This is a genomic window from Labrys sp. KB_33_2 (assembly GCF_052114505.1).
Lineage (GTDB): Bacteria > Pseudomonadota > Alphaproteobacteria > Rhizobiales > Labraceae > Labrys.
This window is the reverse complement of record NZ_JBFREW010000008.1, coordinates 37,877-62,598: the sequence shown is the minus strand read 5'-3', so window position 1 is coordinate 62,598 and position 24,722 is coordinate 37,877. Positions and strand designations below refer to the sequence as shown.

Genomic DNA, 24,722 nt, shown 5'->3' with positions numbered 1-24,722 from the left:
CGGCCTTGGGAGGCTTGGGGCGTGCCATCCTACCGTAACGGCATATCAAGTGTCGAAAGCATCGGGTTTTTCGGCAGGGCCCTATCGCCAGAAGGCGATATTCGTGTCATGGCTGCGGCCATTGCCCTCATCCGGGCATGACGCCTTTCTGCCGTGAGGAATCGATGCTGAAGACCAGCCTTAGTCTCGCTTTTGCCCTTCTGGTAAGTGCCGCCCAGGCCCAGGATGCAGCGCCTGCCAAATCGCCGCTGCCCGGCGGGGCCTCCTCCATCCAGGAGAGCTATGAGGACTGGCGCGTGCTCTGCAATGTCGTCAACAATGCCAAGCAATGCGCGGTTCAGCAGGTCCAGAGCGATACCAAGACCGGCCAGCGCGTGCTGGCGGTCGAGCTGAACCCCACGGCGGACGGCGGTACCACCGGCAATCTCGTGATGCCGTTCGGCCTGCAATTCGATGCCGGCGTGTCCCTCGCCCTGGATGCCGGGATCAGCGGCAAGCCGCTGAACTACAAGACCTGCATCCCCGCGGGCTGCCTGGTGCCCCTGGCACTCGATGCCAACACCATCACGGCGCTCAAGGCCGGCAAGCAGCTCAAGCTCACGGCCAAGTCGGTCGACGACAGCGTGAAGCCGCTCGTCTTCACGGTTTCGCTCAAGGGATTCGGCCCGGCACTCGATCGGGCGGCTACCATCTTGAAGTAGTACCAGCCCGCATTGGGGCGACTATTTTCCCGTCAGACCCAGCCCTGCAATTCGCGCGTGACCACATGTTCCAGCACGCGCTGGCCCTCGGGGCTGTCGTTGAGGCAGGGCAGATAGGCGAAGTGCTCGCCGCCATTGTGCTGGAAGATCTCCTTGTTCTCCTCGCCGAGCTCTTCCAGCGTTTCCAGGCAGTCGGCCACGAAGCCAGGCGCCACGATGGCGAGGCGCTTCACGCCGGATTTGGCCAGCCCTTCCACGGTCTCGTCCGTATAGGGCTTGAGCCACTCCTCCTTGCCGAAGCGGGACTGGAAGGTGATCTTGAAACGGGCCTCGTCATAGCCGAGCGCCTCGCGCAGGAGCCGCCCCGTCTTCATGGCAAAGCAGTAATAGGGGTCGCCCTGGATCAGATAGGTCTTGGGCACACCGTGGAAGGAGGCCAGCAGCACCTCCGGTTCGAAGTCGAGCTTGGCGAGATTCTGGCGCACGGAGCTGGCCAGGGCCTCGATATAGACGGGGTCGTCATGCCATTGCGGCGCGATGCGCACGGCCGGCTGCCAACGCAGGGTCATCAGATGTTCGAAGGCCTTGTCGCACACCGTGGCGCTGGTTGCCGCCGCATATTGGGGGTAGAGCGGCACGATCAGGATGCGGTCGCAGCCCCTGGCGCGCAGGGCATCGATGCGCGAGGCGATGGAGGGATTGCCGTAGCGCATGGCAAAATCCACCGTCAGGCGGGAATCGGCGGCGAAGGTCTCGGCCAGCTTTTCGGTCTGGCGCCGTGTGATCACGAGGAGCGGCGAGGCGTTCTCGGTTTTGTCCCAGATCGAGGCATATTTGGCGCCGCTCTTGCCGGGCCGCGTCGTCAGGATGATGCCGTTGAGCAGCGGCCACCATAGCAGGCGCGAGACCTCGATGACCCGCCGGTCGGACAGGAATTCCTTGAGGTAGCGCCGCATCGGCCAGTAGGTCGGCGCGTCCGGGGTGCCGAGATTGACCAGGAGAACACCGATCCTTCCGCTGGCCCTGACGGGATGATCCGCCGGAACTGGAAGAGCGCTTGCTAGGTGAGAAGTCATGCCGGATCCTTTCCAGGCCTTTCAACAGGCTGGGCGTCTGGCTTGCAACAGATTTGTGCGGGCGCGACGCCATGCGCCTGGCGACCCGGTGAAAACCACTGGGAATCGCAAACACCTGTCCAAACAAGGCGCTGAAGCGAAACAGCGTGGCCGCTCCGACGCGCATTGCGCTGGCGGCCGCATTCCTACGAGCAATTCACTTGCAGGAACCGGCCAGGCCCGCTTATCTTTCTGCCATGAGGACCGACGCCATCGAAATCCGTCTGGCTCGCCCGGACGACGCCCATGCCATCGCCGATGTGCATGACGTCGCTTGGCGTTACGCCTATCGTGGCGTCATTCCCGGCCGTGAGCTCGAGCGCCTGGTCGAGCGGCGTGGTGCCAAATGGTGGCGCTATGCCATCGATCGCAAGACCCGCATCGTGGTGATGGCCTTTGGCGGCGTAATCGCCGGCTATGCCACCTATGGCCGCAACCGGGCCGTTGGACTGCCCTATCAGGGTGAGATCTTCGAGCTTTACCTGCGTCCGGAATATCAGGGCATCGGCCTGGGCAAGCGGCTGTTCAACGCGGTGCGCCGCGATCTCAACGGCCATGACGTCAAGGGCATGGTGGTCTGGGCGCTGGCCGACAATGTGCGGGCCTGCGATTTCTACCGGCGCCTCGGCGGCCAGTCCGTCGACAGCATGGTGGAGCGCTTCGGCGACGTGAAGCTGCAGAAGATCGCCTTCGGCTGGGCCGCCTGAACGAGGCCTGGGCTGGTTTGCATTTTTGCCAGCGGTCCGATCGGTCGATGACCCTCTTGTTTCCCATCACCTTCCGAGCGCGGTCATCAATTCGATGGCGGTCGACTTTCTTCATTGCCGGAAGGCACGACCGCCCAGGGATGTGCGAGCGAGGCATCAGGTAGCCCGAGGTGCCGGTTACGCATTTGTAATCCTCGGTATCATCATGGCGGTCGATAAAAAATCCAGCGTATAGTTCTGCGGACGTGTAGAGGCGCAAGTCCTCCTTTCGAGATTCCTCAGATGACCGATACCATTTCTATAATAAATGGTATGAATATCTAGTTTTTAATAATTCTAATTTTAATCTAAAGTGTTTGACGGGAACTTCTCGGCGAGCCTAGAGATCGGGTGTTCAATCAATCCCTTGGCTGAAGCCAACCGATAGAGGTTCTGATGAGAGTTTTCCTGCCGCATCGCCGTGCAGCCCTCGCGGGGGCCGTCGCCCTTGCCGCTGCTTTGTTCGCTGCTCCCCTGGGCGCCCAGGCCGAGGATGCGGGCATCACGGTCTATAATGCGCAGCATGAAAGCCTGACCAAGGCCTGGGCCGAGGCTTTCACCAAGGAAACCGGCGTGAAGGTGACGCTCCGCAATGGCGGAGACACCGAACTCGGCAACCAGCTGGTGCAGGAAGGCGACAAATCGCCCGCCGACGTCTTCCTCACCGAGAATTCGCCGGCCATGGTGCTGGTCGACAACGCCAAGCTGTTCGCGCCGCTATCGGCCGAGACGCTGGGCGAGGTGCCCGAGGCCTTCAAGCCCTCGCATGGTCGCTGGATCGGCATCGCCGCGCGCACCACGGTGTTCGCTTACAACAAGACCAAGCTGACCGAGGACAAGCTGCCGAAGTCCCTGCTCGATCTGGCCGATCCGTCCTGGAAGGGCCGCTGGGGTGCAGCGCCGGCCGGCGCCGACTTCCAGGCCATCGTCAGCGCCTTGCTGGCCCTGAAGGGCGAGGAGGCCACCGCGACCTGGCTGAAGGGCATGAAGGCCAACGTCAAGCCGTTCAAGAAGAACGGTATCGCCATGAAGGGTGTGAATGACGGTGAGGTCGAAGGCGCGATCATCTACCAGTACTACTGGTTCGGCGACCAGGCCAAGACCGGCGAGAACTCCAAGAACGTTGCGCTGCATTACTTCCGCAACCAGGATCCGGGCGCTTTCGTCAGCATCTCGGGTGGTGGCGTGCTCGCTTCCAGCAAGCACAAGAAGGAAGCCGAGGCCTTCGTGAAGTGGGTTGCCGGCAAGGGCGGCCAGGAAATCCTGAAGACCGGCAATTCCTTCGAATATGCGGTCGGCAAGGATGCCGCTTCCAATGCCAAGCTGGTGCCGCTGGCCGATCTGAATGCTCCCAAGATCGACCCGGCCCAGCTCAACAGCAAGAAGGTCAGCGACCTGATGACGGCGGCCGGCCTGCTCTGAGCGACCGTACACCGCGCCGCGCCGATATGGCGCTGCCGACATAAACCTGACATCATCGCGCCTCCGGCTCTGCGCCGGAGGCCTTCGCTTTTCAGGACACCTCGTGTCATCGACGTCACCTCAGCCCGAAATCGGCAGTTTGCGCGTATCTTCACCCGGCTTCACCGGGCGCAATGCGGTCGCCATGGCTGCGGTACTGGTGTCCCTGCTCGCCTTGCTGCCGCTCGGCTTCGTGATCTTCATCACTCTTCAGACCGGCTGGCAGACCGTCTATGAACTGGTGGTACGCCCGCGCGTCGGCGAATTGCTGGTCAATACCGTCCTGCTCGAGGCCGTCACCATTCCCATCGCCATCGTATTGGCGGTGGCTCTGGCCTGGCTGACCGAGCGCAGCGACCTGCCGGGCGCGCGCATCTGGTCCTGGCTCGCGGTGGCGCCGCTCGGCGTGCCGGCCTTCGTGCATTCCTATGCCTGGATCAGCTTGGTGCCGGGCATGCGCGGCCTGTGGAGCGGTGTCCTGGTCTCGATCATGGCGTATCTGCCTTTCCTCTATCTGCCGGTGGCTGCCCAGATGCGGCGGCTCGACCCGGCACTCGAGGACGTGGCGGCGAGCCTGGGCCAGTCGCCCTCGCGCGTGTTCTTCCGGGTGATCCTGCCGCAATTGCGGCTGGCGATCTGCGGCGGTTCGCTGCTGGTCGGCCTGCATCTCCTCGCCGAATACGGCCTCTATGCCATGATCGAGTTCGACACCTTTTCGACCGCGATCGTCGACCAGTTCCAGTCGGCCTATAACGGCCCGGCCGCCAACATGCTCGCCGGCGTGCTGGTGCTCGCCTGCCTCGTGTTGCTGGGGCTGGAAAGCCGTCTGCGTGGCCAGGAGCGCTATGCCCGCGTCGGCTCCGGGGCTGCCCGTCCGGCGGCGCGTGCGCGGCTCGGCCTGGCCACTCCGATCTGGCTGGCGCTGCCGCTCGGCCTCGCTCTCCTTTCGCTGGGCGTGCCGCTGCTGACGCTCTCGCGCTGGCTCACTATCGGCGGCGCGGCGGCCTGGGCGTCCGGCGATATCGGCACAGCCCTCGGCCAGACCCTCGGCCTCGCCCTGCTCGGCGGGGCCGCGACCACGCTGGCCGCCCTGCCGATGGCCTGGCTGTCGGTCCGCGCACCGGGCCGCCTGCAGAAGGTGCTGGAGGCCTGCCACTATTATGTCGGCTCACTCCCGGGCGTGGTGGTGGCGTTGGCGCTAGTGACGATCACCGTGCGGGTCGCCCTGCCGCTCTATCAGACCATGACGACCTTGCTGCTGGCCTATGGCCTGATGTTCCTGCCACGGGCCGTGGTCGGGCTGCGGGCCAGTCTGGCGCAGGCACCCATCGAGCTCGAACGGGCCGCGATGGCACTGGGGCGCCCGCCGCTCAAGGCGATCTGGCAGGTGACCATGCGCCTGTCGGCCCCGGGCGTCGCTGCAAGCATGGCGCTGGTCGCCCTCGGCATCACCACGGAGCTGACGGCGACCCTGATGCTGGCCCCCAACGGCACGGTCACCCTGTCGACGCGGTTCTGGTCGCTGACCAACGACATCGACTATGTGGCGGCGGCGCCCTTCGCGCTCCTGATGGTGCTGCTGTCGCTGCCTCTCACCCTCCTGCTTCACTATCAGTCCAGGCGATCGATCGGCCAATGAGTTTCCCGAGCCAATGAGTTTCCTGACCATAGACAAGGCCGGCAAGCGCTATGGCGCCATGGTGGCGCTCGATGGCGTCAGCCTGGAGGTTGCGTCCGGCAGCCGCACCGCCATCGTCGGCCCCTCCGGATCCGGCAAGACCACGCTGCTCCGCCTGATCGCCGGTTTCGAGGGGCCGGATGCCGGCCGCATCGCCCTGAACGGTACCGTCCTGGCGGATGGCCCTGCCATCGTGCCCGCCCATCGCCGCGGCATCGGCTTCGTCACCCAGGACGGGGCGCTGTTTCCCCACCTCACCATCGCCGACAATATCGGTTTCGGCCTGGAACGGGGTGCCAGGGATCGGGACGAGCGTATCCGCGCCTTGATGCGCACCGTCGATCTAGATCCGCGCCTGCTGGAGCGCCGGCCGCACCAGCTTTCCGGCGGGCAGCAGCAGCGCGTGGCCCTGGCTCGGGCACTGGCGCGCCAGCCCAAGCTGATGCTGCTGGATGAGCCCTTCTCCGCCCTCGATACCGGCCTGCGCGAGGCGACCCGCAAGGCGGTGGCAGCCCTGCTGCAGGAGGCCGGCGTCACCACCATCCTCGTCACCCACGACCAGACCGAGGCGCTGTCCTTCGCCGACCAGGTTGCCGTGCTGCGCGAGGGCCGGCTGGTGCAGGCCGGTGCGCCGCACGATCTCTACCGCCGGCCATGCGATCGCGAGACGGCGCTGTTTCTGGGCGAGGCTATCCTGCTGAAGGGGGAGGCCGGGGTCGGTTGGGTCGATTGCGTGCTCGGCCGGCTCGCTGCCGGCACGCATGGCCGGCGCGGCGATGTCGAGTTGATGCTGCGCCCCGAGCAGGTCAAGTTCACGCCGAGCACGGACGAGGCCGCGCAGGGCTGTTTTGCAAGCGTGGTGGACGTGGAATTCGGCGGTGCTCTGCGGGCCGTGACGGTGCAACTGGCCGATGGCAATCGGCTTCGCATCACCGGCACCGGCCTCGATCTGCCGCCGACCGGCACGCGCGTGCGCCTGAGCGTGGCGGGGCCGGCCCATGTTTTCGAAGCATAGAGGGATGCTGCCGCGGCAGCTTCCGTTGTGACACTGCCGTGACGGAAGGGGCTTCCGTCAGTGTTTCCCGTGAAACCGGCATCATATTCTTGTGATCTTCGGGTTGAAACGCATCCGCGTTCCGCATAAGGCTGCAGTCTGATCGGGGTCTGGAGGCATCCTGCGCCAGAACCTGCCTTACAGGATGTGATCTACGATGCGTATCGAAGCGATCTCGACCGGACGCAATCCGCCGCATGAGGTGAATGTCATCGTCGAAGTTCCCGTCGGCGGCGAGCCCATCAAGTATGAGATGGACAAGGATTCCGGCGCGCTCGTGGTCGATCGCTTCCTCTACACGCCGATGCGCTACCCCGGCAATTACGGCTTCGTTCCGCACACGCTGTCCGATGATGGCGATCCCATCGACGTCTTGATTGCCAACCAGCGCGGCATCATCCCAGGCGCCGTGATCGCGGTGCGTCCTGTCGGCGTCCTGAAGATGAGCGACGAATCCGGCGGCGACGAGAAGATCATCGCCGTGCCCGTGTCGCGGCTGACCCGCCGCTACGAAAAGGTGCACAACTATACCGACCTGCCGGAGATCACCCTCAAGCAGATCGAGCACTTCTTCGAGCACTACAAGGATCTCGAGAAGAACAAGTGGGTCAAGGTCGAGGGCTGGGGCGACGCCAAGGAAGCGGAGGCGATGATCCTCGCGGCCATCGAACGCTACAAGGCGAGCAACAAGGGCTGAGGCTGCCCTTTGCGCGGGTTGGACGGCGAGCGCGGTCGTTCGCCCCCAATGCCGGACAGCCTGCGCTGGGCGCCGTCATTTCACGGCGCCCATGGTCAGCCCCTGCACCACGAAGCGTTGGCCGAAGAACATCAACACTACGGCAGGGATGGTCGACAGCACCGAGGCGGCGGCCATCTGGCCATATTGCACCTCGAACTGCTGGGCGAAGCGGGCGACGGCGACCGGTACCGTCGCCGTCGATCGATCGGTCAGTGTCAGCGCCACCGAGAATTCGTTCCACGAGAACACGAAAGCCAGCACGCCCGCCGCGATCAGGCCGGGCGTCGTCAACGGCAGCAAGATCCGCCAGAAGGCGTCGATCTGCCGGCAGCCGTCCACGCGAGCAGCGTCCTCGAGCTCCTGCGGCAATTCCCGGAAATAGGCCATCATCATCCAGATCGTCATCGGCAGATTGAGGGTGATGTGGGTCAGCACCAGGGCCGTCAGCGAGCCTGCCAGCCCGACTTGGCGGAAGATCAGGTACCAGGGCCCGACCAGGGTCAGCGTCGGCAGCATGTTGAAGATCAGCGTCCAGCCCAGGAACAATCTGGAGATCCAGGGCTTCACGGTCAGCCGGGTCAGCGCATAGGCGGCCAGCGTGCCGATCACCAGCACTGAGACCGTGGAGGTCGCGGCGACGATGAGGCTGTTGAGGATGTTGGCGGGAAAATCCGAGCGCCGCGAATAGAGCACGTCGGCGTAGTTGAACCCGTTCGGTGCGAACAGCCAGCTTCCACGCAGAATATCGATCTCGTTCTTCAGCGACTGCAGCGCGATCCACAGGAAGGGGGCGATCGTGATGAAGACGCCAAGGGCGATCAGGCCGTAGCCGATGGCGCGGGAGTTGCCGCGAAGCTCCAGCATCAGCGCGCTTCCATGGCTTTTCCGGCACGCCGGCTGATCCAGATGAAGCAGAGCAGCGCCAGGATGATCGCCAGCGACAGCATCGAGCCGTAGCCGAGCTGGTTCTCCTGGAAATAGACCTTGTAGAGATGGAGGCTCACCACCTCGGTGGCATTGCCGGGGCCGCCCGAGGTGAGCAGGAACACCTGGTCGAACACCTTGAAGGCCATGATGATGCGAAACAGCGCGGCCACCAGCAGTGGCGGCCAGATCAAGGGCACGATGATCCGGGTGACGATGTCCCAATTGCCCGCACCATCCAGCCTGGCGGCATCGACGATATCCTTCGAAATGCCCTCGACCGAGGCGAACAGGATGAGGAAGACGAAGGGCGTCCAATGCCAGACGTCGACGATGATCACCGAGATCAAAGCGAGGGAGCTCGATCCAAGCCAGTTGATCGGCTGCAGGCCAATGGCGGTTACGGCCTGGTTCAGCACGCCGAAGTCGAGATTGTACATCAGCTTCCACATCGAGCCGATGGCCACGGGCGGCATCAGGACGGGCAGGATGAGCACCGTTCGCACCAGCCCCTTCAGGCCGCTTAGCGACGAGACCAGGATGGCCAGTGCCAGCCCGATCAGCATTTCCAGGCAGACGGCCGCCACGGCAAAGACGACGGTGTTGAGCAGGGCTCGCCGGAAGACTTCATCTCCAGCGAGTTGGCGCAGATTATCCAGAGGCCGGAAGGTCCAGATTTCCCGCGCCTGTTCGAAGCGGATGTCGGCAAACGCCATCGCCATCAGGTTGAGCACGGGATAGATCGTCAGGGCCAGCAGGACCAGCATGGCCGGTCCCAGCATGAACCAGGCGAGGTGGCGGTCGACGAAATCGGACACACTTTCCCCTTTCAGAATGGCGGCACCGTTGTCACGGCAACCGGCTTCCTCCCGTTCCCTGTGCGATTGTCGGGGTCATTCCGGCAAGGGTGGCAGCATGCCGGTCTTGCGGCCGTTCTTCTCGAAGAGGGCCTTCATGTCCCGGGCGATCTGGTTGAGGGCGGCGGCCGAACTCATTTCCCCGACCAGAGCCTGGTTGATGCGCAGGCCGACATTGTTGCTGATGGCCGTGCCTTCCGCATAGAAGAAGACTTGGCGGCCATATTTCAGCGAATCCTGATAGGCCGGCATCCAGCGAAATTCCGGCCGGTTCCTGAGGTCGGAGGAGAGCACGTCGCTGCGCACCGGAATGCCGCCCGCCTCGGCATAGGCATATTGCGCCTCATAGGTCAGGAACCATTTGGCGAAGGCCACCGCGCCCTTCCTGCCGGCTTCCGAGGCATTGGCGGGCACTCCCAGAATGAGGTTGCCGATGGCGATGCCGGGTTCCGCCTCGGCGTTCGCCTTGGGCAGGACGGCCGCATCGATCTGGCCTGTAACGGCGGATTTGCGCGGATCGTCGAAATTGGGGAAGGCTGCGACCACGGCATGTCCCTGCATGCCCTTGCCTGTTTGCATGAGCTGGATGACGTCGCCCTGGCCCAGGCTCGCGTAATTGGCGGGGCCGCAATTGCGGCTGATCTCGATGAACTTGTCGAGTGCCAGCTTGGCCTGCGGGCTGTTGATCGTCACCGTGTAGTCGCCATGGGCGGGGTCGGCCTCGGCCTTGGCGCCATAGCTGAGCATATAGGCCATCCAGTCATAGAAGATGCCATTGCCCTTCTCGCCGCGCTGCAAATAGCCGTAGGCGGCCGGCGGATTGTGCAGCAGCTTGCAGTCGGCGAGCACCTCGTCGAAGGTTGCCGGCGGCTTGAGGCCCTTCTCCTTGAAGACGTCGCTGCGGTAGTAATAGAGCTGGACATTGCCGTTGGGCGAAAAGCCCATCACCTTGCCCGTGCTGCAATCAGGATATCGCTTCCCGGCGTCCCAGCAATTGCTGTCGCCATAGGTGTAGGCTTCCTTCGGCCATTTGAAATCGGGATCGATATCCGTGAACGGCGTGAGAAAACCGCCTTCATAGAACTCTACCGCCGAAAGGCCGTTCATGTTCACCAGATCGAGCGGGCTGGTGCCACCGTTGCGCACGGCCGAGCGAGCCTTTTCCAGCATGCCGTCAAACGGCGTAACCTCGAGATTGACCACGTTACCAGTCTGGTCCTCGTACAGTTCGACGGCCTTTTCAAAGCCCTTGTACCAGGGCGAGGCATTGATCAGAACCGTGATCGGCGCCTGTTTGCCAACCTCCGCGAAGGGGGCCTCGGCCTTCGCCACGCCTGTGGCTGATATCGACATGCACAGGGCGGCGAGGATCGCGGGTTTGGCATGCCGATGGCTCATTCGAGTTCTCCCTTGTCCGATACTCCGACCGCTCGGCCGGGAGTCTGCCGCCAGGCTCCGCCCATAACCGGAATTGGCCCCGCTCCGGATTGCACGATAGGTACTGCCGCCAAGCTTGGAAAATGATATTGAGTGCATCTATCCATAACTTTTGGGAATGGCATGGATCGCAATCTCAAGGCTTTCCTCGCGGTGGCGCGGGAGGGCAATCTCACGGCGGCAGCCGAAAAGATCGGCCTGTCGCAACCGGCCCTCACCAAGACCATTCGCCGGCTGGAACTCGAATTCGGCAGCCAGATCTTCCACCGCACCACGCGCGGCATGGAACTCACAGTCGCCGGCCGCAAACTGCTCGAGCGCGCGCGGGCGATCGAAACCCATCATCGTCACGCCCGCGAGGAGATCAGGGCGCTCGGCAAGGGCAGCGTCGAGATGTTCACCATCGCGGCGGGCATGTCCTATCAGATGGCGATCGCTCCGGACCTGGTGAAAAGGCTGAGTCTGGAATTTCCGCAGACACGGTTCACCCTCGACTACAACCTCGCCGATACGACCTTTCCGCAATTGCTGGAGGGGCGCGTGGACCTGCTGCTCGGCATCCTGCGCGGCGAACCGCCGGAAGGCATCGAGACCCGGCAATTGTTCAATGTCGAGATGTGCGTCTATTGCTGCGGCGACGACCCGCTGGCTCAGTCGGACAGCGTGGCCGCCCGAGACCTCAGTGATCGCCGCTGGATCGTCTACAAGCGCGACGGCACCGTGGTCGAACGCCTGAAGACCTATTTTCGCGACAGGCGCCTGCGCTCGCCCGAGATCGTCATGGAGGTGGAGACCCTGGCGGCAAGCTTCCGGATCATCAGCGGCACCTCCTACTTCACCTTGGCGCCGGTGCAGGTCGAGGCGATGGCCAAAGCCGCCGGCCTGAAAAAGCTCCTGTTCGAAGACCCGTTCTGGCGCTTTGCCTCGGGCGCCTGCTTTCGTCGTTCGACCAGCGAGTTTCCGATCCTCACCCGCTCGCTCGACCTGCTTGAGCAACTGGTGGACGAGCAGGGGACACTGGCGTGAACGGAGCTTGCGGGTAGTCGCGATATTCCGTCAGGTTATGGTGGGGGTGAGTTAATATCATTTTCCGGGTCTGAATCGAGCCGCTAAACCATCCAGACGGTGCTCGCCCTCTTCACTCTTCGAGGGCGAAAGCGGACGAATTGGAGCGGGATCTGGATGAAAAAGCCGAATGTCGTGGTCTTCTTCACGGACCAGCAACGCCACGATACCACGGGCGTGCACGGCAATCCGATGGGCCTCACCCCCCATTTCGACCGACTCGCCCGTGCGGGGACGCACCTCTACAATTCCTTTACCAGCCAGCCGCTTTGCGGGCCGGCGCGCTCCTCGATGCAAACCGGGCGCTTCGCCACGCAGACCGGCGTGTTCCGTAACGGCATTCCCCTGCCTGACGACGCCGTCACCATCGCCAGGGAATTTGCTCGCAACGGTTATGACACCGCCTATATCGGCAAGTGGCATCTGGGCGACACCGATCCCGTGCCCAAGCATGAGCGTGGCGGCTACCAGAATTGGCTCGCGGCCAATCTTTTGGAATTCGTGTCCGATGCCTATGATGCGGTGCTGTTCGATACCGAAGACCGCCGCCGCAAACTGCCGGGATACCGGATCGATGCCCTGACCGATGCCGCCATCCGCTATTGCGACGACCATCAGGACAAGCCCTTCTTCCTGTTCGTCTCGTTCCTGGAGCCGCATCACCAGAACCATGTCGACGACTATCCCCCGCCCGACGGCTACCGGGAGGCCATGGCTGCCAGCCAGTGGACGCCGCCGGATCTCGTCGGCCTCCAGGGCAGCAGCGCCTGGCACCTGAGTGGTTATTACGGCATGGTGAAACGCCTCGACGAGGCTTTCGGTCGGCTCATCGATGCCCTGAAGAGCCTGGACATGCTCGACGACACCATTGTGATGTTCACCTCCGACCATGCCTGCCATTTCAAGACGCGCAACAGCGAGTATAAGCGCTCCTGCCATGAGAGCGCGATCCGGGTGCCGAGCATGATCACCGGGCCGGGCTTCATGTCGGGCGGACAGGTCCGCGCCCTGTTCAGCACCATCGACGTTGCCCCGACCCTGCTTGATGCCGCCGGCCTCGACATACCCGCCGCGATGGCGGGCCGGTCGATCATGCCGGTCATCCGGGATGCCCGGCAGCCCTGGCGGCAGGATATCCTCGTCCAGATCAGCGAGACGGAGACAGGGCGGGCCCTGCGTACGCAGCGCTGGAAATATGGCGTGACCTCCGACTACGACCAGGGAGCTCCCCGCTCGGACGTCTATCGCGAAAGCTATCTCTACGACCTCGAAAACGACCCCTATGAGATGGTGAACCTCGTCGGCATGACGGCCTTCCGCGGCATATCGGACGATTTGAAGGCCCGCTTGCTCGCCTGGATAGCCGAGGTCGAGGAGGGACACACGCCTGAGATCCTCGACGCGCCCGACCGTTACTCCCGCCAGTACCGGCTGAAGCCGCAGGACCTGATCGGCTTTGCCGATCCCGAGCGGGACGTCGATCCGGTCAGGCCTTGACGGGATCCGACGCGCCCTCTTCCTGCGCCATCACAGCCAGATAGGCTGCCTGCAATTCGGCCAGGACCGAGCGGGCTGGCACGGGCGTGCCCAGATGCAGGGCCCGCAATTCCTCCATGAACGCCTCCCACAGTGGCGGGCCGCCTTCCTCCAGCAATTGCGCGCGGATCGACAAGCGGCGTGAAGCCGGCGTGTGCCGGCGGCCCCAGGCGCCCATCTGCGCCAGCAGTGGCACCAACTGGATAGACGGCTCCGTCAGGCTGTAGATCGCCTTCTGCTTGTGGCTGGGGTCGTCTCGGCGGCTGAGCAGGCCGCTTTCGACAAGACGTTTCAACCGGTCGGCCAGGATGTTGGAGGCGATCTTTTCCTCCGACTGGGTCAGGAGCTCGCGATAATGCCGCCGGTTGCCGAACATGACATCGCGAATGACGATCAGGCTCCAGCGGTCCCCCAGCATTTCCAGCGTCAGATTGATCGGGCATCCCGACCGGTAGGCCGTATTCATCATCGCACTCCCAAGCAGGGGCCTCTTGATCGAGCCCAGGGCGCAATCAAAAGGAACCTGCAAGATATCAAATAGTTCAGAGTTTCCCGGCGAGCCCCATTCAAGCGCCTCACTGGGAAACTCTGCTTGGAGCAGAGCGCGCTCGTGGCTGAACGCTCGTTCGCTCCAACGCCTTGTTTCCAACCCGATCCAACGGATTGGCGGAAGAGCCTTTACGATTTCGGGTGATACCATCCATCGTAAAATGGCTTGACCGCTTGCAAAATAGGAGTAGTTGAGCTAGAAGGCAACTGATTGCATATAACAACTGGTATTCCTGGGAGGAATGACGATGACCAAACTGGTCCTGGCGATGTTCACGAGTCTGGATGGTTATATCGAGGGCCCGAACGGCTTTGTGCCGCCGGCGTGGTCGGGTGATTTGGAAACCCATTGGTCCGGCCATGCCCTGGAGCGGGCCGGCCATCTCGTCTATGGCCGCACCAATTTCCTGTTCAACAAGGAATTCTGGGAGCCGGCCGAGACCGATCCCGCCAGCCCCGCCGCCGGCATTCCCCATGCCGCGGTGATGAACCGCCTGCCCAAGACGGTGGTCTCCTCCACTTTGTCCGGCGCTCCCGGCTGGAACGCCGCCCTGGCGGGAGCGGATCTCGCCGCCGCGATCGGGAGGCTGAAATCGAGCCTCGCAGACAAGGACATCTATTGCTTCGGCGGCGCCGGCGTCGCCAACAGCCTCATCAGCCTCGATCTCGTCGACGAATATCGCCTGATGGTGACGCCGGTGATCTTCGGGAATGGCAAGCGCCTGTTCGAGCCAGGCCTGCCCAAGCTCGGGTTGGAGCTGATCGAAAACCGCCCGCTCGATACCGGCGCCGTCATCCTGCACTACCGGCGCCAGCGCAACTGAGGCATACGGCCTCAGCCGATGGTCGCAAGGTCCACATTGGCGCCGCAGACGAGCACGCCGACGCGCTCGCCCGGTGCCGGGCGGTAGGCGCCGCCGACCAGGGCCGCCAGGGCGGTGGCGCCGCCGGGTTCGAGGGCGAGGCGGGCATCGGCCCAGGCGCGCTTCTGCGCTTCCACGATGGCACTGTCCGGCACGGTGATGGCCTCGCCGACATGGCGGCTGGCGACGGCATAGACCTTGGCGCCGCAATTGCGGGCGCCGAGCGAATCCGCTGCCACGCTCTCCACGCCGACATCGACAGGGCCGCCGGCCTCCAGCGCCGCCTTGAGGCATTGCGAGCCTTCCGGCTCCACCGAAACGACCTTGACCCTGCCGGCGAACCAGGCCGCGATACCCGCGATCAGGCCACCGCCGCCGGTGGCGACCAGGACGGTATCGAGCGCCCCACCGGCCTGTTCCTCCCATTCCAGCCCGAGCGTACCCTGGCCGGCAATGGTCTCCCAGGCATCGAAGGCGTGCACCGAGAGCGCGCCGGTCTCGGCGATATAGCGTTCGCAGGCGGCGAGAGCATCGGCATAGCGCTCGCCGCCAATGTCGAGATCGGCCCCGCGGGCGCGGATCGCCGCGATCTTGGCTGGGCTGGAGATCACCGGGACGAAGATGCGGGCTTTGTGGCCGAGAGCACGGGCGGCGTGAGCAACCGCGATGCCGTGATTGCCGCCCGAGGCAGCGGCGACCCCGGCCGCCGGCACGTCGCGCGACAGCAGGTTGTTGAAGGCGCCGCGCGGCTTGAACGAGCCGGCATGCTGCAGGAATTCGAGCTTGAGCTGTACGCCATGTGCGAGGCCGAAGGTTCCCGCCTGGGTGTCGAGAAGTGGCGTGCGGCGAATATGGGAGGCGACGCGCTGATAGGCGGCGCGAATATCGTTCTGGTCAATCATTTGAAGCTCGTCAGGCGGGGGCGTCGGTGCGGATTCGGGGCAATGGCCAGCGCACACCTGTACGACTCGGCCGCCACGATGCGTGGGAGACCGGAAGATAGGGAGGATTGTCGCAGGAGAAAAGCGCCGCGAGCAAAATGCGATTTCTCTGAATCGCACTTTTTCTCCAACTTTTTGTTTTCACGCGTTTTCTTAATCGAAAAGCCTGTCAACTTTTCTGGGAAACGCCTTGGGCCGATGGGGATCAAAAACAGCAGGTCAGGGTTTGTGCAGGGCAGCACCGAGAATGGCGCCCGGCCTGCCGGCAGCATTGGCCTGCACCAACACGGCGAAACTGTCGGCCCCCGGGGCGCTGGTCACGTCCGGCTTCAGCGTTACCGTGGCGACACTGCCATCATAATCGGCGACTTTGCGGAAGCAGCGCACGACATTGGAATAGGTCACCGTCTTGCCGGTATTCTCGCCGCGCTCGATCTTGACTTCCGCGCTCGTCTCGATGGGCACCACCCAGACCTCGCCCTTGTGGGTGCTCTTGCCCAACGAGATGCTGTAAGCACCGTTCTTGCCGGAAATGGCGACGGGAACGCTGAGGACGCTGGGATGGGTGGCGGCCATCTCGATGGCCCGGCGAACTTCCTCGCCATTGGAACCGACAGCGTGCTGCACGCCATCCACCACGATCTGCGGGGTATAGACGGCCCTGTCGCCGCGTGCCTCCGAATAGGCGCGCTGGCGGCGGGTGAAGGTGTTGTCGGCCAGCGTGTCCTTCCAGCCGACATAGTCCCAGTAATCGACCGGTAGGGACAGTGCGATGACGCTGGGATCACGGGAGAGTTCGCCCATCATCTTGTCCGCCGGCGGGCAGGAGGAGCAGCCCTGGCTGGTGAACAGCTCCACCACGGCCCGCGGCTGCGCCATCGCCGGGCTGCTCGCGGCCAGCAACAACAGCGCTGCAACCAGGTTTCGCCGCATCGATCTCGTCCAGGCCTAAAGCGCCTTGCAATCTGGCCGAACTGCCGGGAATCGCAAAGACGGGTTGAAACAGGGAGTGCGGGCAGGGCGCATTCTTGCTGAAAAGTGCCTTGCTCCGGTGAGAAACACCCGCAAGCCATAGCCCATCGAAGATGAACGGGCGAGTAACACAGTGGTGAGAAGGGGGCACCTCCGCGATTCGTGAAGGGGTGTGATATCGAGCGATTTCGCCCGTGTCCTCCAGAGCAAAGCGCGTTCAGCTGTGAACGCTTGTGGGCCCTCGCTCCTTGGTTCCAAGCCAATCCTACCGATTGGCTGGAGCGACTTGGCGAGTTGACGTAAGGCAATTAAATCACAAAACGCTTTAGCACAGTGCGATTAGCGTTTTCTCGGGATGTTTCGTGGCCTTTCCTGGTAAATCTTCGAATGGAATGGCATGATTGCCCCATGCGGGCGTACAAATTCATTTCCGATCTCACGCAACGGGTCACCGAGCATGACGATTACGCGCTGGCGAGCCATATGGCGCTGTCCCTGCTCACGGCGATGTTTCCCTTCCTGATCTTCGTGGCGTCCCTGGCCGGCGTGCTCGGCACCGCCGACCTGCAGAACGAGATCGTCCGCCTGCTGTTCGAAACCTGGCCGCATGAAGTTTCCGAGCCGATCGCCCGCGAGGTCACCAGGGTACTGGGCACGGCGCGCCCCGGCCTGCTCACCGTCAGTGCCATCGTGGCGGTGGTGTTGGCCAGCAATGGCGTCGAGGCCATCCGCGTCGGCATCAACCGGGCCTATGGCCTGGTCGAGATGCGGTCCTTCTGGTGGTGCCGGCTGCAGAGCCTGTTCTTCGTGCTGCTGGCCTCGCTGGCTCTGGTCACTCTCGCTCTGCTGGTGGTGCTGTGGCCGGTGATATGGCAGGCGGCGGTCAGCTTCACGCCGGTGCTGGCACCGCTGCAGGCACTGATCGAGATCGCCCGCTATGGCATCACCACGGCGGTGCTCGGCGGCGCCATCATCCTGGTACATCTGTTCCTGGTGGCGAGCCGCCCTTCGCTCGGCGTGATCTGGCCAGGCGTGCTGATCACCATGGGGCTCTGGCTCGCCGGCGGCTACGCCTTCAGCATCTATATCAGCGACTTTGCCGCCTACTCCAAGCTCTATGCGGGCCTGGGCAGCGTCTTCGCGGCACTGTTCTTCCTGTGGCTGGTGGCGCTGGCGTTCCTGCTCGGGGCGGAGATCAACGCCATCCTGGCCGAGCGGCGCCACAAACGCGTTCACGCCGCGTCGTAATGCATGATGTAGAGCTTGCGGGTGGTCTCGTGGATGGTCCACTCGCCCTTCCAGCCCTTGGGCAGGACCAGGGCCTCGCCAGCCCGCACCTCGCGGGTCTGGCCGCCCGCGTCATGCAGCGATACCCGCCCCGACACGATATGGCAGGTTTCCGAATTGCGTTCGCGCGAGGCGGTGAAGCGGCCCGGCGTGCATTCCCATACGCCGACTTCCATCAGGCCGTCCTCGGACTTCCACAGGGTTTTTGCCGCCTCGACCTGGCCTTCGCTGAGGGTGGTGGGCTTGGGTCCGAAGGGACCGAGGTCCAGGGAGGTGAGATCGGCGAAAGTTCGGCTGTCGATCATGGTCATTCCAATCGAGGCGCGTTGAAGCAAATGAAACCCGGGCTTGTCAGCGCCCGGTGATCTTGTTGGCGAAGGTCGCGAGGCGCGAGGTCTGCTTGAGGCCTGCCGACTCGCGCCGGTCGGCCATGTGATAGAGCTGGTACATCGAGTGGATGCCGAGCCAGCGGAAGGGTTCCGGCTCCCATTCCCGCACGGAGCGGTTGACCCAGGGCAGCCGGGTCAGCGGGGTGTCGCGCTCCAGGATCAGGTCGGCCAGCGTGCGGCCGGACAGATTGGAGGTGGACACGCCGAGGCCGACATAGCCACCGGCCCAACCGATGCCGTTCTTGCGGTCGAGGCCGACGGTGGTGCACCAGTCGCGAGGCACGCCGAGCACGCCGCACCAGGCATGCTCCATCTTGAGGCCCTTGGTCTGGGGCAGATGCCGCATCAGGATGGCGTAGAGCTGCGCGATGGTCTGATCCTGCGTCTGTCCGCGCATGTCGGTGGCCGAGCCGTAGCGATAGGGCACGCCGCGCCCGCCCATGGCGATGCGGCCTTCGCGGGTACGCTGGGCATAGCAATAGCCATGGGTGGCATCGCCCAGGAGCTCGTAGCCGTTCCAGCCGATCCGGCTCCATTGCTCCTCGCTGAGGGGCTCGGTCATCAGGATGGCGCTGTTCATCGGGATCCACAGGCGCTCGAAGCCGGGAATGCCGGCGGTGAAGCCCTCCGTCGCCCTGATGATGATCGGCGCACGCACGGTGCCGCGCTTGGTGGTCACCGCCCCCTTCTCGATACCGACGACCTCGGTCTGCTCGTAAATGGAGACGCCCAGGCGCTCGACCACGGCGGCGAGGCCCCGCACCAGCTTGGCCGGCTGCACGCGGGCGGTGTCGTGATGCACCAGGGCGCCTTCGACATTGTGGATCTCGATGCGCTTGCGCATCTCATCGCGGCCGATCAGGCTGATGCGCGCATCGGGGACGCTCCAGCCCTTCTCATACTCGTAGGACTGGCGGATGCGGCCGAGCTGGGCCTGGTTGACGGCCACCGTCAGCGTGTCGTTGCGGCGGACATCGGCGTCGATGCCCTCGCGCTCGGTAACGGCGATCACCTCGTTCACCGAGCCGTGCATCGCCGCTTCCATGTCGACGACCGCGCCGCGCGAGGACGTCTTCAGATATTTCTCGCGTGACCAGCCAAAGCCCCCCGAGAGCCAGCCGCCATTGCGCCCGGAGGCGCCGAAGCCGGCGAATTCCTTCTCGACCACGATGATGTTGAGGCCGGGATTGGCCTTCTTCAGGTAGTAGGACGTCCACAGCCCGGTGAAGCCGCCGCCGACGATGCAGACATCGGCGCTGCGGTCGCCCGGCAGCGCCGGGCGATAGCCGGGCACGCCGCCGATATCGGCATACCAGAACGAGATGTTGCCGTTGACTTTGACGTCCATGATGGGGGGCTCGCGTAAAAGAGATGCAATATGGCGGTGCGGAGGTGGCGCTTACCCCCTTGATGACGAGGGTAAAGGTTGGCGCTGTTCGTTTAAGTCAGGGTCAGGTCGGCGCGCTCGTCGTCGGCCAGCAGCTTGGCGTCGCTGGTCGCCCAGGTGAGATCGACCGCATCGCCGATGACGAAGGGCCGGCTTTCCAGCGGCGCGCGCACGATCGCGACCGAGCCGTCGGCCAGTACCACTTGGTATTTGGAGCTGGAGCCGAGATAGATCGCTTCGCTGACCTGGCCGGACAGGCTGTTGTGGCCGGCGCTCGCGCCCGTGGCCGCCGGGGCGAGCGAGAGCTTTTCGGGCCGCAGCAGCATCACCGGCTGCCGGCCGTCGGCGAGCCTTTCCTGCGAAACCACCTTCTGCCCGGCAATGGTGAGGCAGGTCTCGCTGCCGGAGGTCTCCACGCTTCCGCGCAGGGTGGTGGATTCGCCGATGAACTTGCCGACGAACAGGGTGGCCGGCTCGTCATAGAGTTCGCGCCCGGTGCCGACCTGCTCGATGCGTCCATGGTTGAACACGGCGATGCGGTCCGACAGCACCAGGGCTTCTTCCTGATCGTGAGTGACATAGACGAAGGTGGTGCCGAGTTCGCGATGGATGCGCTTGATCTCGAGCTGCAGCCATTCGCGCAGCTTCTTGTCGAGCGCGCCGAGCGGCTCGTCCATCAGCAATAGCGGCGGGTCGAACACGATGGCGCGGGCCAGCGCCACGCGCTGCTGCTGGCCGCCGGAAAGTTCGCTGGGATAGCGGTGAGCGAAATCGGCCATCTTGACCATGTCGAGGGCGCGGCGGACACGCGCCTCGCGTTCGCCCTTGGGAACACCGCGCAAGGCGAGGGGGTAGGCGACGTTCTTGCCGACCGTCATATGCGGGAACAGGGCATAGTGCTGGAAGACCACGCCGATATTGCGCTTATGCGCCGGCAAGCCGCTGATGTCCTCGCCGCCGACGGCAAGCGCACCGCTGGAGAGCTCGGTGAACCCGGCCACCACGTTGAGCGTGGTCGTCTTGCCCGAGCCGCTGGGGCCGAGCAGCGTCATGAACTCGCCGGGCTCGATATGGAGGCTGACATCGTCGAGCGCAGTGAAGTTGCCATAATGCTTGCTGGCATTGCGAATATCGATGGCGGCGCCGGCCGCGCCCTGAGGGGAGCCGGCAGGAGTAGCGATGGCGGCTGCGGCGTTGGACATCTCAGCTCCTCTTCGATCGCGCGCCGAGGAGAAGGCCGGCGGCGATCAGCAATGTCGTGGCAAGGAAGACGATGGTTCCCACCGCGGCGACCGTGGGGTCGGCGTCGCGGGTGATGGAGGTGAAGATCTGCACCGGCAGCGTCTTCAGATAGGGATTGGTGATGAACAGCGCGACGATGATCTCGTCGAAGGAGGTCACGAAGGCAAAGAGCAGGCCCGACAGGATGCCGGGCGCGATCAGCGGCAGCGTGATGGTGCGGAAGGTGGTGAAACGGTTGGCGCCGAGGCTGGCTGCCGCCTTTTCGAGCCTGACGTCGAACATTTCGAGACTGGCCGAGACGGCGATCAGCACGAAGGGGATCGCCAGCATGGTGTGGGCGATGACGAAGCCGAGATCCGTGCCCACCAGCTTGTAGGTGAGGTAGACCGAATAGATCCCCACCGCCAGCACCACGCCCGGCACCACCATCGGCGTGATCAGCAGCGCGCGCAGGATGCCTCCCCCTGCATGCTTCATGCGGCTGAGGCCGAGGGCGGCGAGCGTGCCGATCAGCGTGGCGATGATGGCGACGACGGTGGCGATGCGCAGCGAATTGAAGAAGCTGGACGACCAGTCCGGATTGGTGAGGAAGTTCTCGTACCACTGCCAGGAGAAGCCCGATGGCGGGAAGGCCAGCGACTTGTTCTGATTGAACGACATTGGAATGATCACCAATGTCGGCAACACCAGCCAGAGCGCGATCAAGAGGCAGAACAGAGCGAGGAAGAGACGCAGCGGTTTCATCGTCAGCTCCTCGAGGCCTGCTTGTGGCGCTGGCGCATCAAAGGCGCGGCGATGGCGAGCAGCAGGAAGGTCGCCACCAGCAGGATCACGCCCATCGCCCCGCCACGGCCCCAGGCCAGCAGGCTCAGCACCTGGTTCTGCACCAAAGTGGAGAGCATGGTGCTGCGCGGCCCGCCCAGCAAAGCCGGGGTGATGTAGAAGCCGAGCGACAGGATGAAGACGATGATGGCGCCGGCGAAGACACCGGGCAGCGACAGGGGCAGGTAGATCTGCCAGAAGGCACGGACCGGGTTGGCACCGAGGCTGCGCGCCGCCTGGATCAGGCGCAGGTCGATGCTGCGCATCACCGAATAGAGCGGCAGGATCATGAAGGGCAGCAGCACCTGCGCCATGCCGATGACGACGCCGAGCGGGGTGCGGATCAGCTTGATGCCGTCGAGGCCGAGCGCCTGGAGGGCCGTGTTGATCACGCCGGAATCCTGCAGCAGCACGACCCAGGCGAGCGTGCGCACCACGCCGCTGACCCAGAAGGGCACCAGCACGCACAGAATGAGCACCAGCCGCCATTTCGGCCCGACCGCCGTCATCAGATAGGCATAGGGATAGGCCGCGACCACGCAGACCAGGGTGACCCAGGCGGCAATGGAGAAGGTGCGCGCCAGCACGGTCAGGTTCGCCGGGGTGGAAAAGAACCAGACATAGTTCTGCAGGCCCCAGCTCGGCTCGGCAAAGCTGCGCACCACCACCGTCAGCAAGGGATAGCCCATGGCGAGGATCAGCAGCAGCACGGCCGGGACCGTCAGCAACGACGGATAGGCAGAAAGCGGCCTCAACCTGCGTTGCCGGGCGATGGCCATGGAGGATTGCATGGTGTCAGTCACGCGCAAAAGCTCCGCTTTGGCTGGGTATGCCTACAAGGAAGGGCGCGCACACAAGTTGTGTGCGCTGCCTCGCGAAGCGAGGTCGGGAAGGGTGGGGCGGGCAGCACCCCAAGCAAAACAAGATTGCACCACGGGTATGCAGACCTTCAAATGACGCTGCGCTGCCCGCCACACCCCATCCGCCCAAACTCCGTTTGAGCACCTTCCCCAGCTTCGTGGGGAAGGCTGGTCGCGCTTCTCTGGGCAGGGTTTAAAGATCCCTTCGCTCAATTGCCTGCCAGCAGCGAGCCCCATTTCTCGTTCAGGGCCTGGAAATTCTCGGTCCAGAAGGCCGTGTTGAAGCCATAGCCCTGCTTGACACGTTCGGGCGTGTTGGTGAGGAAGGCTTGCACCTGCGCGTCGACCTCGGGCTTGGCCTCGTTGTTGACCGGGGAATAGGAGGTCTTCTGGGTCAGGGCCTCCTGCGCGCTCTTGCCGAGATAGGCGTTGATCAGCGCATGGGCGGCGGCGGGATCCTTGACCCCGACCGGGATGGCGAGCTGGTCCTTGACCACCAGCCAGTCCTGCCAGACGGGGGTGTATTTGGCGCCGTTCTTGACGGCGGTCATGGCGCGACCGGTCCACATCAGCAGCATGTCGATCTCGCCGGACTCGGCGAGCTGCTGGGATTCGGCGCCGGTTTTCCAGAACACGGTATCGGGCCCGAGGGCCTTGATCCGGGCGATGGACTTGTCGATATCCTCGGGCGTCATCTTGTCCACGGGATGGCCGTCGGCCAGCAGCGCCTGTTCGAGCAGGCCGACCGGTGGGTCGCCGCTGCCATCGATGCCGCGCGTGCCCGGGAAATTCTTGGTGTCGAAGAAGTCCTTCCAGTTCTTGGGCGGATGGTCCTTGAACTTGTCGGTCTTGTACATCAGCACGATGCCGTAATTCATGGCCGGCACGCTGCAGGGACCGACCTGACCGGGCGGAATGTGCGAGACGTCGATCTTGGTGAAGTCGAGCTTCTGGAAGTACTTGCCGCAATAGGCGAAGGGCGCGAGGTCGCCGGTGTCGACGACGTCCCAGGTGACGTTGCCCGATTCGATCTGGGCCTGGAGCTTGGCGAGTTCGGTCGGCCCGTCGTTCAGGAGCTTGACGCCGGACTTTTCGGCGAATTCCTTCAGCGCCGCGTTCTGGCCGTCCTGGTAGATGCCGCCATAGGAGACGAAGGTCAGCGTCTTGTCCTTCAGCGAGCCCTCCCCGATGGTGCCGGCCGGCGGTGCGCTCTGGGCCTGCACGCCCGATGCCGCCAGCAGAGTGAAGGCGGCGCCGGCCAGGCCGGCACAAATCGCTTTGGCGCAAGATAGTCGGGCAAATGCCGTTGCAGTTGTCATCCCATTATCCCTCTGGAGACTCGCTTGTTTGTTGTGGCGACCCGGATGCGAGCGATTTCCGGATCACATATTGGTCGAGATCGGCGGCGCCGCTGGTCGGCGGGGAGATGATCCACACCACCTCGGCCGGCGTGTCGCCGATGTTCGCCGTCTTGTGCGGTGTCGAGGACGAATATTCGATGCTGTCACCCGCCTCGAGGATGAAGCTCTCCTGGCCGAGCGTCAGTTGCAGGCGCCCGCGCAGCACCAGGAACATCTCGTGGGAATTGCCATGGGTATAGGGCAGGTCGCCTGTGGAGCCGCCGACATCGAACTCGCCGGAATAGACTTCGAGGTCACGAAGCGGGCGCCGGGACAGCAAGGTCTTGTGGCAACCGCCGCTGGCCGGCAAGGCCGGACGTTCGGAGCGGGAGACGACCTTGTGCGGCAAAGCCTCGCCCTCGTCGAAGAGGTCGGCGACATTGATGCCGAGGGCGTTGGCGATCCCCATCAGCGTGGAGGTATTGGCGCCGGAAAGGCCACGCTCGAGCTGAGAGAGGAAACTGGCGGTGGTGCCGGTGAGGTCGCCGAGCTCGCGCAGGGTCAGCCGGCGCGCGGTGCGGAAGGCTTTGACGCGCTGGCCCAGGACGCTGGAGCGCCGCGCTTCCAGATTGGGCGCGGCACCGCTGTCGGCATTGTGATCGTCGGCACGCTTCATCAGGGCCTCGGCAGATTCACTTAACAAGGCATAAAGTGAATTGCCGTACTTAACAAGCCTTAAAGTGAATGGTCGAGGCGG

Annotated in this window: 24 protein-coding genes; 10 read left to right on the top strand and 14 right to left on the bottom strand. The window is 63.9% G+C overall.

Going from position 1 to position 24,722, the window contains the following annotated elements; genetic code table 11:
• Window positions 1–164: 164 nt before the first annotated feature.
• The gene (locus AB4037_RS15620) at window positions 165–701 is read left to right on the top strand and encodes an invasion associated locus B family protein (RefSeq protein WP_434959004.1); all 537 of its coding nucleotides are present in this window, start codon (window positions 165–167) and stop codon (window positions 699–701) included.
• A 32-nt stretch (window positions 702–733) separates the two neighbouring features.
• Here the strand turns inward: AB4037_RS15620 and hemH are convergent, their stop codons facing one another.
• On the bottom strand, window positions 734–1,777 hold the full coding sequence (hemH, locus tag AB4037_RS15615; RefSeq protein ID WP_441772137.1) for a ferrochelatase: 1,044 nt from the start codon (window positions 1,775–1,777) through the stop codon (window positions 734–736).
• A 236-nt stretch (window positions 1,778–2,013) separates the two neighbouring features.
• On the opposite strand from hemH, the gene AB4037_RS15610 reads away from it, so the two are divergent.
• From AB4037_RS15610 to ppa, 5 genes are all read left to right on the top strand, one after another.
• On the top strand, window positions 2,014–2,523 hold the full coding sequence (locus AB4037_RS15610; protein WP_434959006.1) for a GNAT family N-acetyltransferase: 510 nt from the start codon (window positions 2,014–2,016) through the stop codon (window positions 2,521–2,523).
• 435 nt (window positions 2,524–2,958) lie between these two features.
• Window positions 2,959–3,984, top strand: coding sequence for an iron ABC transporter substrate-binding protein (locus AB4037_RS15605; RefSeq protein ID WP_441772136.1), 1,026 nt, complete (start codon window positions 2,959–2,961; stop codon window positions 3,982–3,984).
• A gap of 184 nt (window positions 3,985–4,168) precedes the next feature.
• Complete coding sequence (locus tag AB4037_RS15600; protein WP_441772270.1) at window positions 4,169–5,662, top strand: ABC transporter permease; 1,494 nt, start codon at window positions 4,169–4,171, stop codon at window positions 5,660–5,662.
• 13 nt (window positions 5,663–5,675) lie between these two features.
• Entirely contained in the window at window positions 5,676–6,716 is a 1,041-nt protein-coding gene (locus tag AB4037_RS15595; protein ID WP_434959008.1) for an ABC transporter ATP-binding protein, read from the top strand.
• A gap of 196 nt (window positions 6,717–6,912) precedes the next feature.
• On the top strand, window positions 6,913–7,452 hold the full coding sequence (gene ppa / locus AB4037_RS15590; protein WP_434959009.1) for an inorganic diphosphatase: 540 nt from the start codon (window positions 6,913–6,915) through the stop codon (window positions 7,450–7,452).
• Between the two features lie 75 nt (window positions 7,453–7,527).
• Here ppa and AB4037_RS15585 read toward each other — a convergent pair whose 3' ends face one another.
• From AB4037_RS15585 to AB4037_RS15575, 3 genes are all read right to left on the bottom strand, one after another.
• Window positions 7,528–8,358, bottom strand: coding sequence for a carbohydrate ABC transporter permease (locus AB4037_RS15585; protein WP_441772135.1), 831 nt, complete (start codon window positions 8,356–8,358; stop codon window positions 7,528–7,530).
• Window positions 8,358–9,236 (bottom strand): carbohydrate ABC transporter permease, encoded by an 879-nt coding sequence (locus AB4037_RS15580; RefSeq protein ID WP_434959011.1) that lies wholly within the window; start codon window positions 9,234–9,236, stop codon window positions 8,358–8,360. Before AB4037_RS15580 ends, AB4037_RS15585 begins: the two co-directional genes overlap by 1 nt.
• A 75-nt stretch (window positions 9,237–9,311) precedes the next feature.
• Entirely contained in the window at window positions 9,312–10,673 is a 1,362-nt protein-coding gene (locus AB4037_RS15575) for an ABC transporter substrate-binding protein (RefSeq protein WP_434959012.1), read from the bottom strand.
• A 162-nt stretch (window positions 10,674–10,835) separates the two neighbouring features.
• Between AB4037_RS15575 and AB4037_RS15570 the strand changes: the two genes are divergently transcribed.
• Entirely contained in the window at window positions 10,836–11,738 is a 903-nt protein-coding gene (locus tag AB4037_RS15570; RefSeq protein WP_434959013.1) for a LysR family transcriptional regulator, read from the top strand.
• A gap of 156 nt (window positions 11,739–11,894) precedes the next feature.
• Window positions 11,895–13,274 carry a sulfatase-like hydrolase/transferase gene (locus tag AB4037_RS15565; RefSeq protein WP_441772134.1) on the top strand — a complete coding sequence of 460 codons (1,380 nt, stop codon included), beginning with the start codon at window positions 11,895–11,897 and terminating at the stop codon, window positions 13,272–13,274.
• On the opposite strand, the gene AB4037_RS15560 is transcribed toward AB4037_RS15565, so the two are convergent.
• A complete protein-coding gene (locus tag AB4037_RS15560; RefSeq protein ID WP_434959745.1) occupies window positions 13,264–13,779 on the bottom strand; it encodes a winged helix-turn-helix transcriptional regulator in 516 nt (171 codons plus the stop codon). The genes AB4037_RS15565 and AB4037_RS15560 overlap by 11 nt on opposite strands.
• Window positions 13,780–14,110: 331 nt before the next feature.
• Here AB4037_RS15560 and AB4037_RS15555 point away from each other — a divergent pair, with 331 nt between their 5' ends.
• Window positions 14,111–14,686: a dihydrofolate reductase family protein gene (locus AB4037_RS15555; RefSeq protein WP_434959015.1), complete on the top strand. Its 576-nt coding sequence runs from the start codon at window positions 14,111–14,113 to the stop codon at window positions 14,684–14,686.
• A gap of 11 nt (window positions 14,687–14,697) precedes the next feature.
• Here AB4037_RS15555 and AB4037_RS15550 read toward each other — a convergent pair whose 3' ends face one another.
• Window positions 14,698–15,627: a threonine/serine dehydratase gene (locus AB4037_RS15550; RefSeq protein ID WP_441772133.1), complete on the bottom strand. Its 930-nt coding sequence runs from the start codon at window positions 15,625–15,627 to the stop codon at window positions 14,698–14,700.
• Between the two features lie 258 nt (window positions 15,628–15,885).
• Window positions 15,886–16,599, bottom strand: a complete 714-nt coding sequence (locus tag AB4037_RS15545) for a DUF1223 domain-containing protein (RefSeq protein WP_441772132.1) — start codon at window positions 16,597–16,599, stop codon at window positions 15,886–15,888.
• 447 nt (window positions 16,600–17,046) lie between these two features.
• Here AB4037_RS15545 and AB4037_RS15540 point away from each other — a divergent pair, with 447 nt between their 5' ends.
• Window positions 17,047–17,886: a YihY/virulence factor BrkB family protein gene (locus AB4037_RS15540; protein ID WP_434959018.1), complete on the top strand. Its 840-nt coding sequence runs from the start codon at window positions 17,047–17,049 to the stop codon at window positions 17,884–17,886.
• Here the strand turns inward: AB4037_RS15540 and AB4037_RS15535 are convergent.
• From AB4037_RS15535 to AB4037_RS15505, 7 genes are all read right to left on the bottom strand, one after another.
• Window positions 17,871–18,230: a cupin domain-containing protein gene (locus tag AB4037_RS15535; protein ID WP_322432494.1), complete on the bottom strand. Its 360-nt coding sequence runs from the start codon at window positions 18,228–18,230 to the stop codon at window positions 17,871–17,873. The genes AB4037_RS15540 and AB4037_RS15535 overlap by 16 nt on opposite strands.
• A 46-nt stretch (window positions 18,231–18,276) precedes the next feature.
• A complete protein-coding gene (locus AB4037_RS15530; protein WP_441772131.1) occupies window positions 18,277–19,662 on the bottom strand; it encodes an NAD(P)/FAD-dependent oxidoreductase in 1,386 nt (461 codons plus the stop codon).
• 92 nt (window positions 19,663–19,754) lie between these two features.
• Window positions 19,755–20,903, bottom strand: a complete 1,149-nt coding sequence (locus tag AB4037_RS15525) for an ABC transporter ATP-binding protein (protein WP_434959020.1) — start codon at window positions 20,901–20,903, stop codon at window positions 19,755–19,757.
• 1 nt (window position 20,904) lies between these two features.
• Complete coding sequence (locus AB4037_RS15520) at window positions 20,905–21,693, bottom strand: ABC transporter permease (RefSeq protein ID WP_149255407.1); 789 nt, start codon at window positions 21,691–21,693, stop codon at window positions 20,905–20,907.
• Entirely contained in the window at window positions 21,690–22,544 is an 855-nt protein-coding gene (locus AB4037_RS15515) for an ABC transporter permease (RefSeq protein ID WP_434959746.1), read from the bottom strand. The genes AB4037_RS15520 and AB4037_RS15515 overlap by 4 nt, the downstream gene beginning before the upstream one ends.
• 290 nt (window positions 22,545–22,834) lie before the next feature.
• Window positions 22,835–23,944 carry an extracellular solute-binding protein gene (locus AB4037_RS15510; protein WP_434959021.1) on the bottom strand — a complete coding sequence of 370 codons (1,110 nt, stop codon included), beginning with the start codon at window positions 23,942–23,944 and terminating at the stop codon, window positions 22,835–22,837.
• Window positions 23,945–23,948: 4 nt separating this feature from the next.
• On the bottom strand, window positions 23,949–24,641 hold the full coding sequence (locus AB4037_RS15505; protein ID WP_434959022.1) for a helix-turn-helix domain-containing protein: 693 nt from the start codon (window positions 24,639–24,641) through the stop codon (window positions 23,949–23,951).
• Window positions 24,642–24,722: the final 81 nt, after the last annotated feature.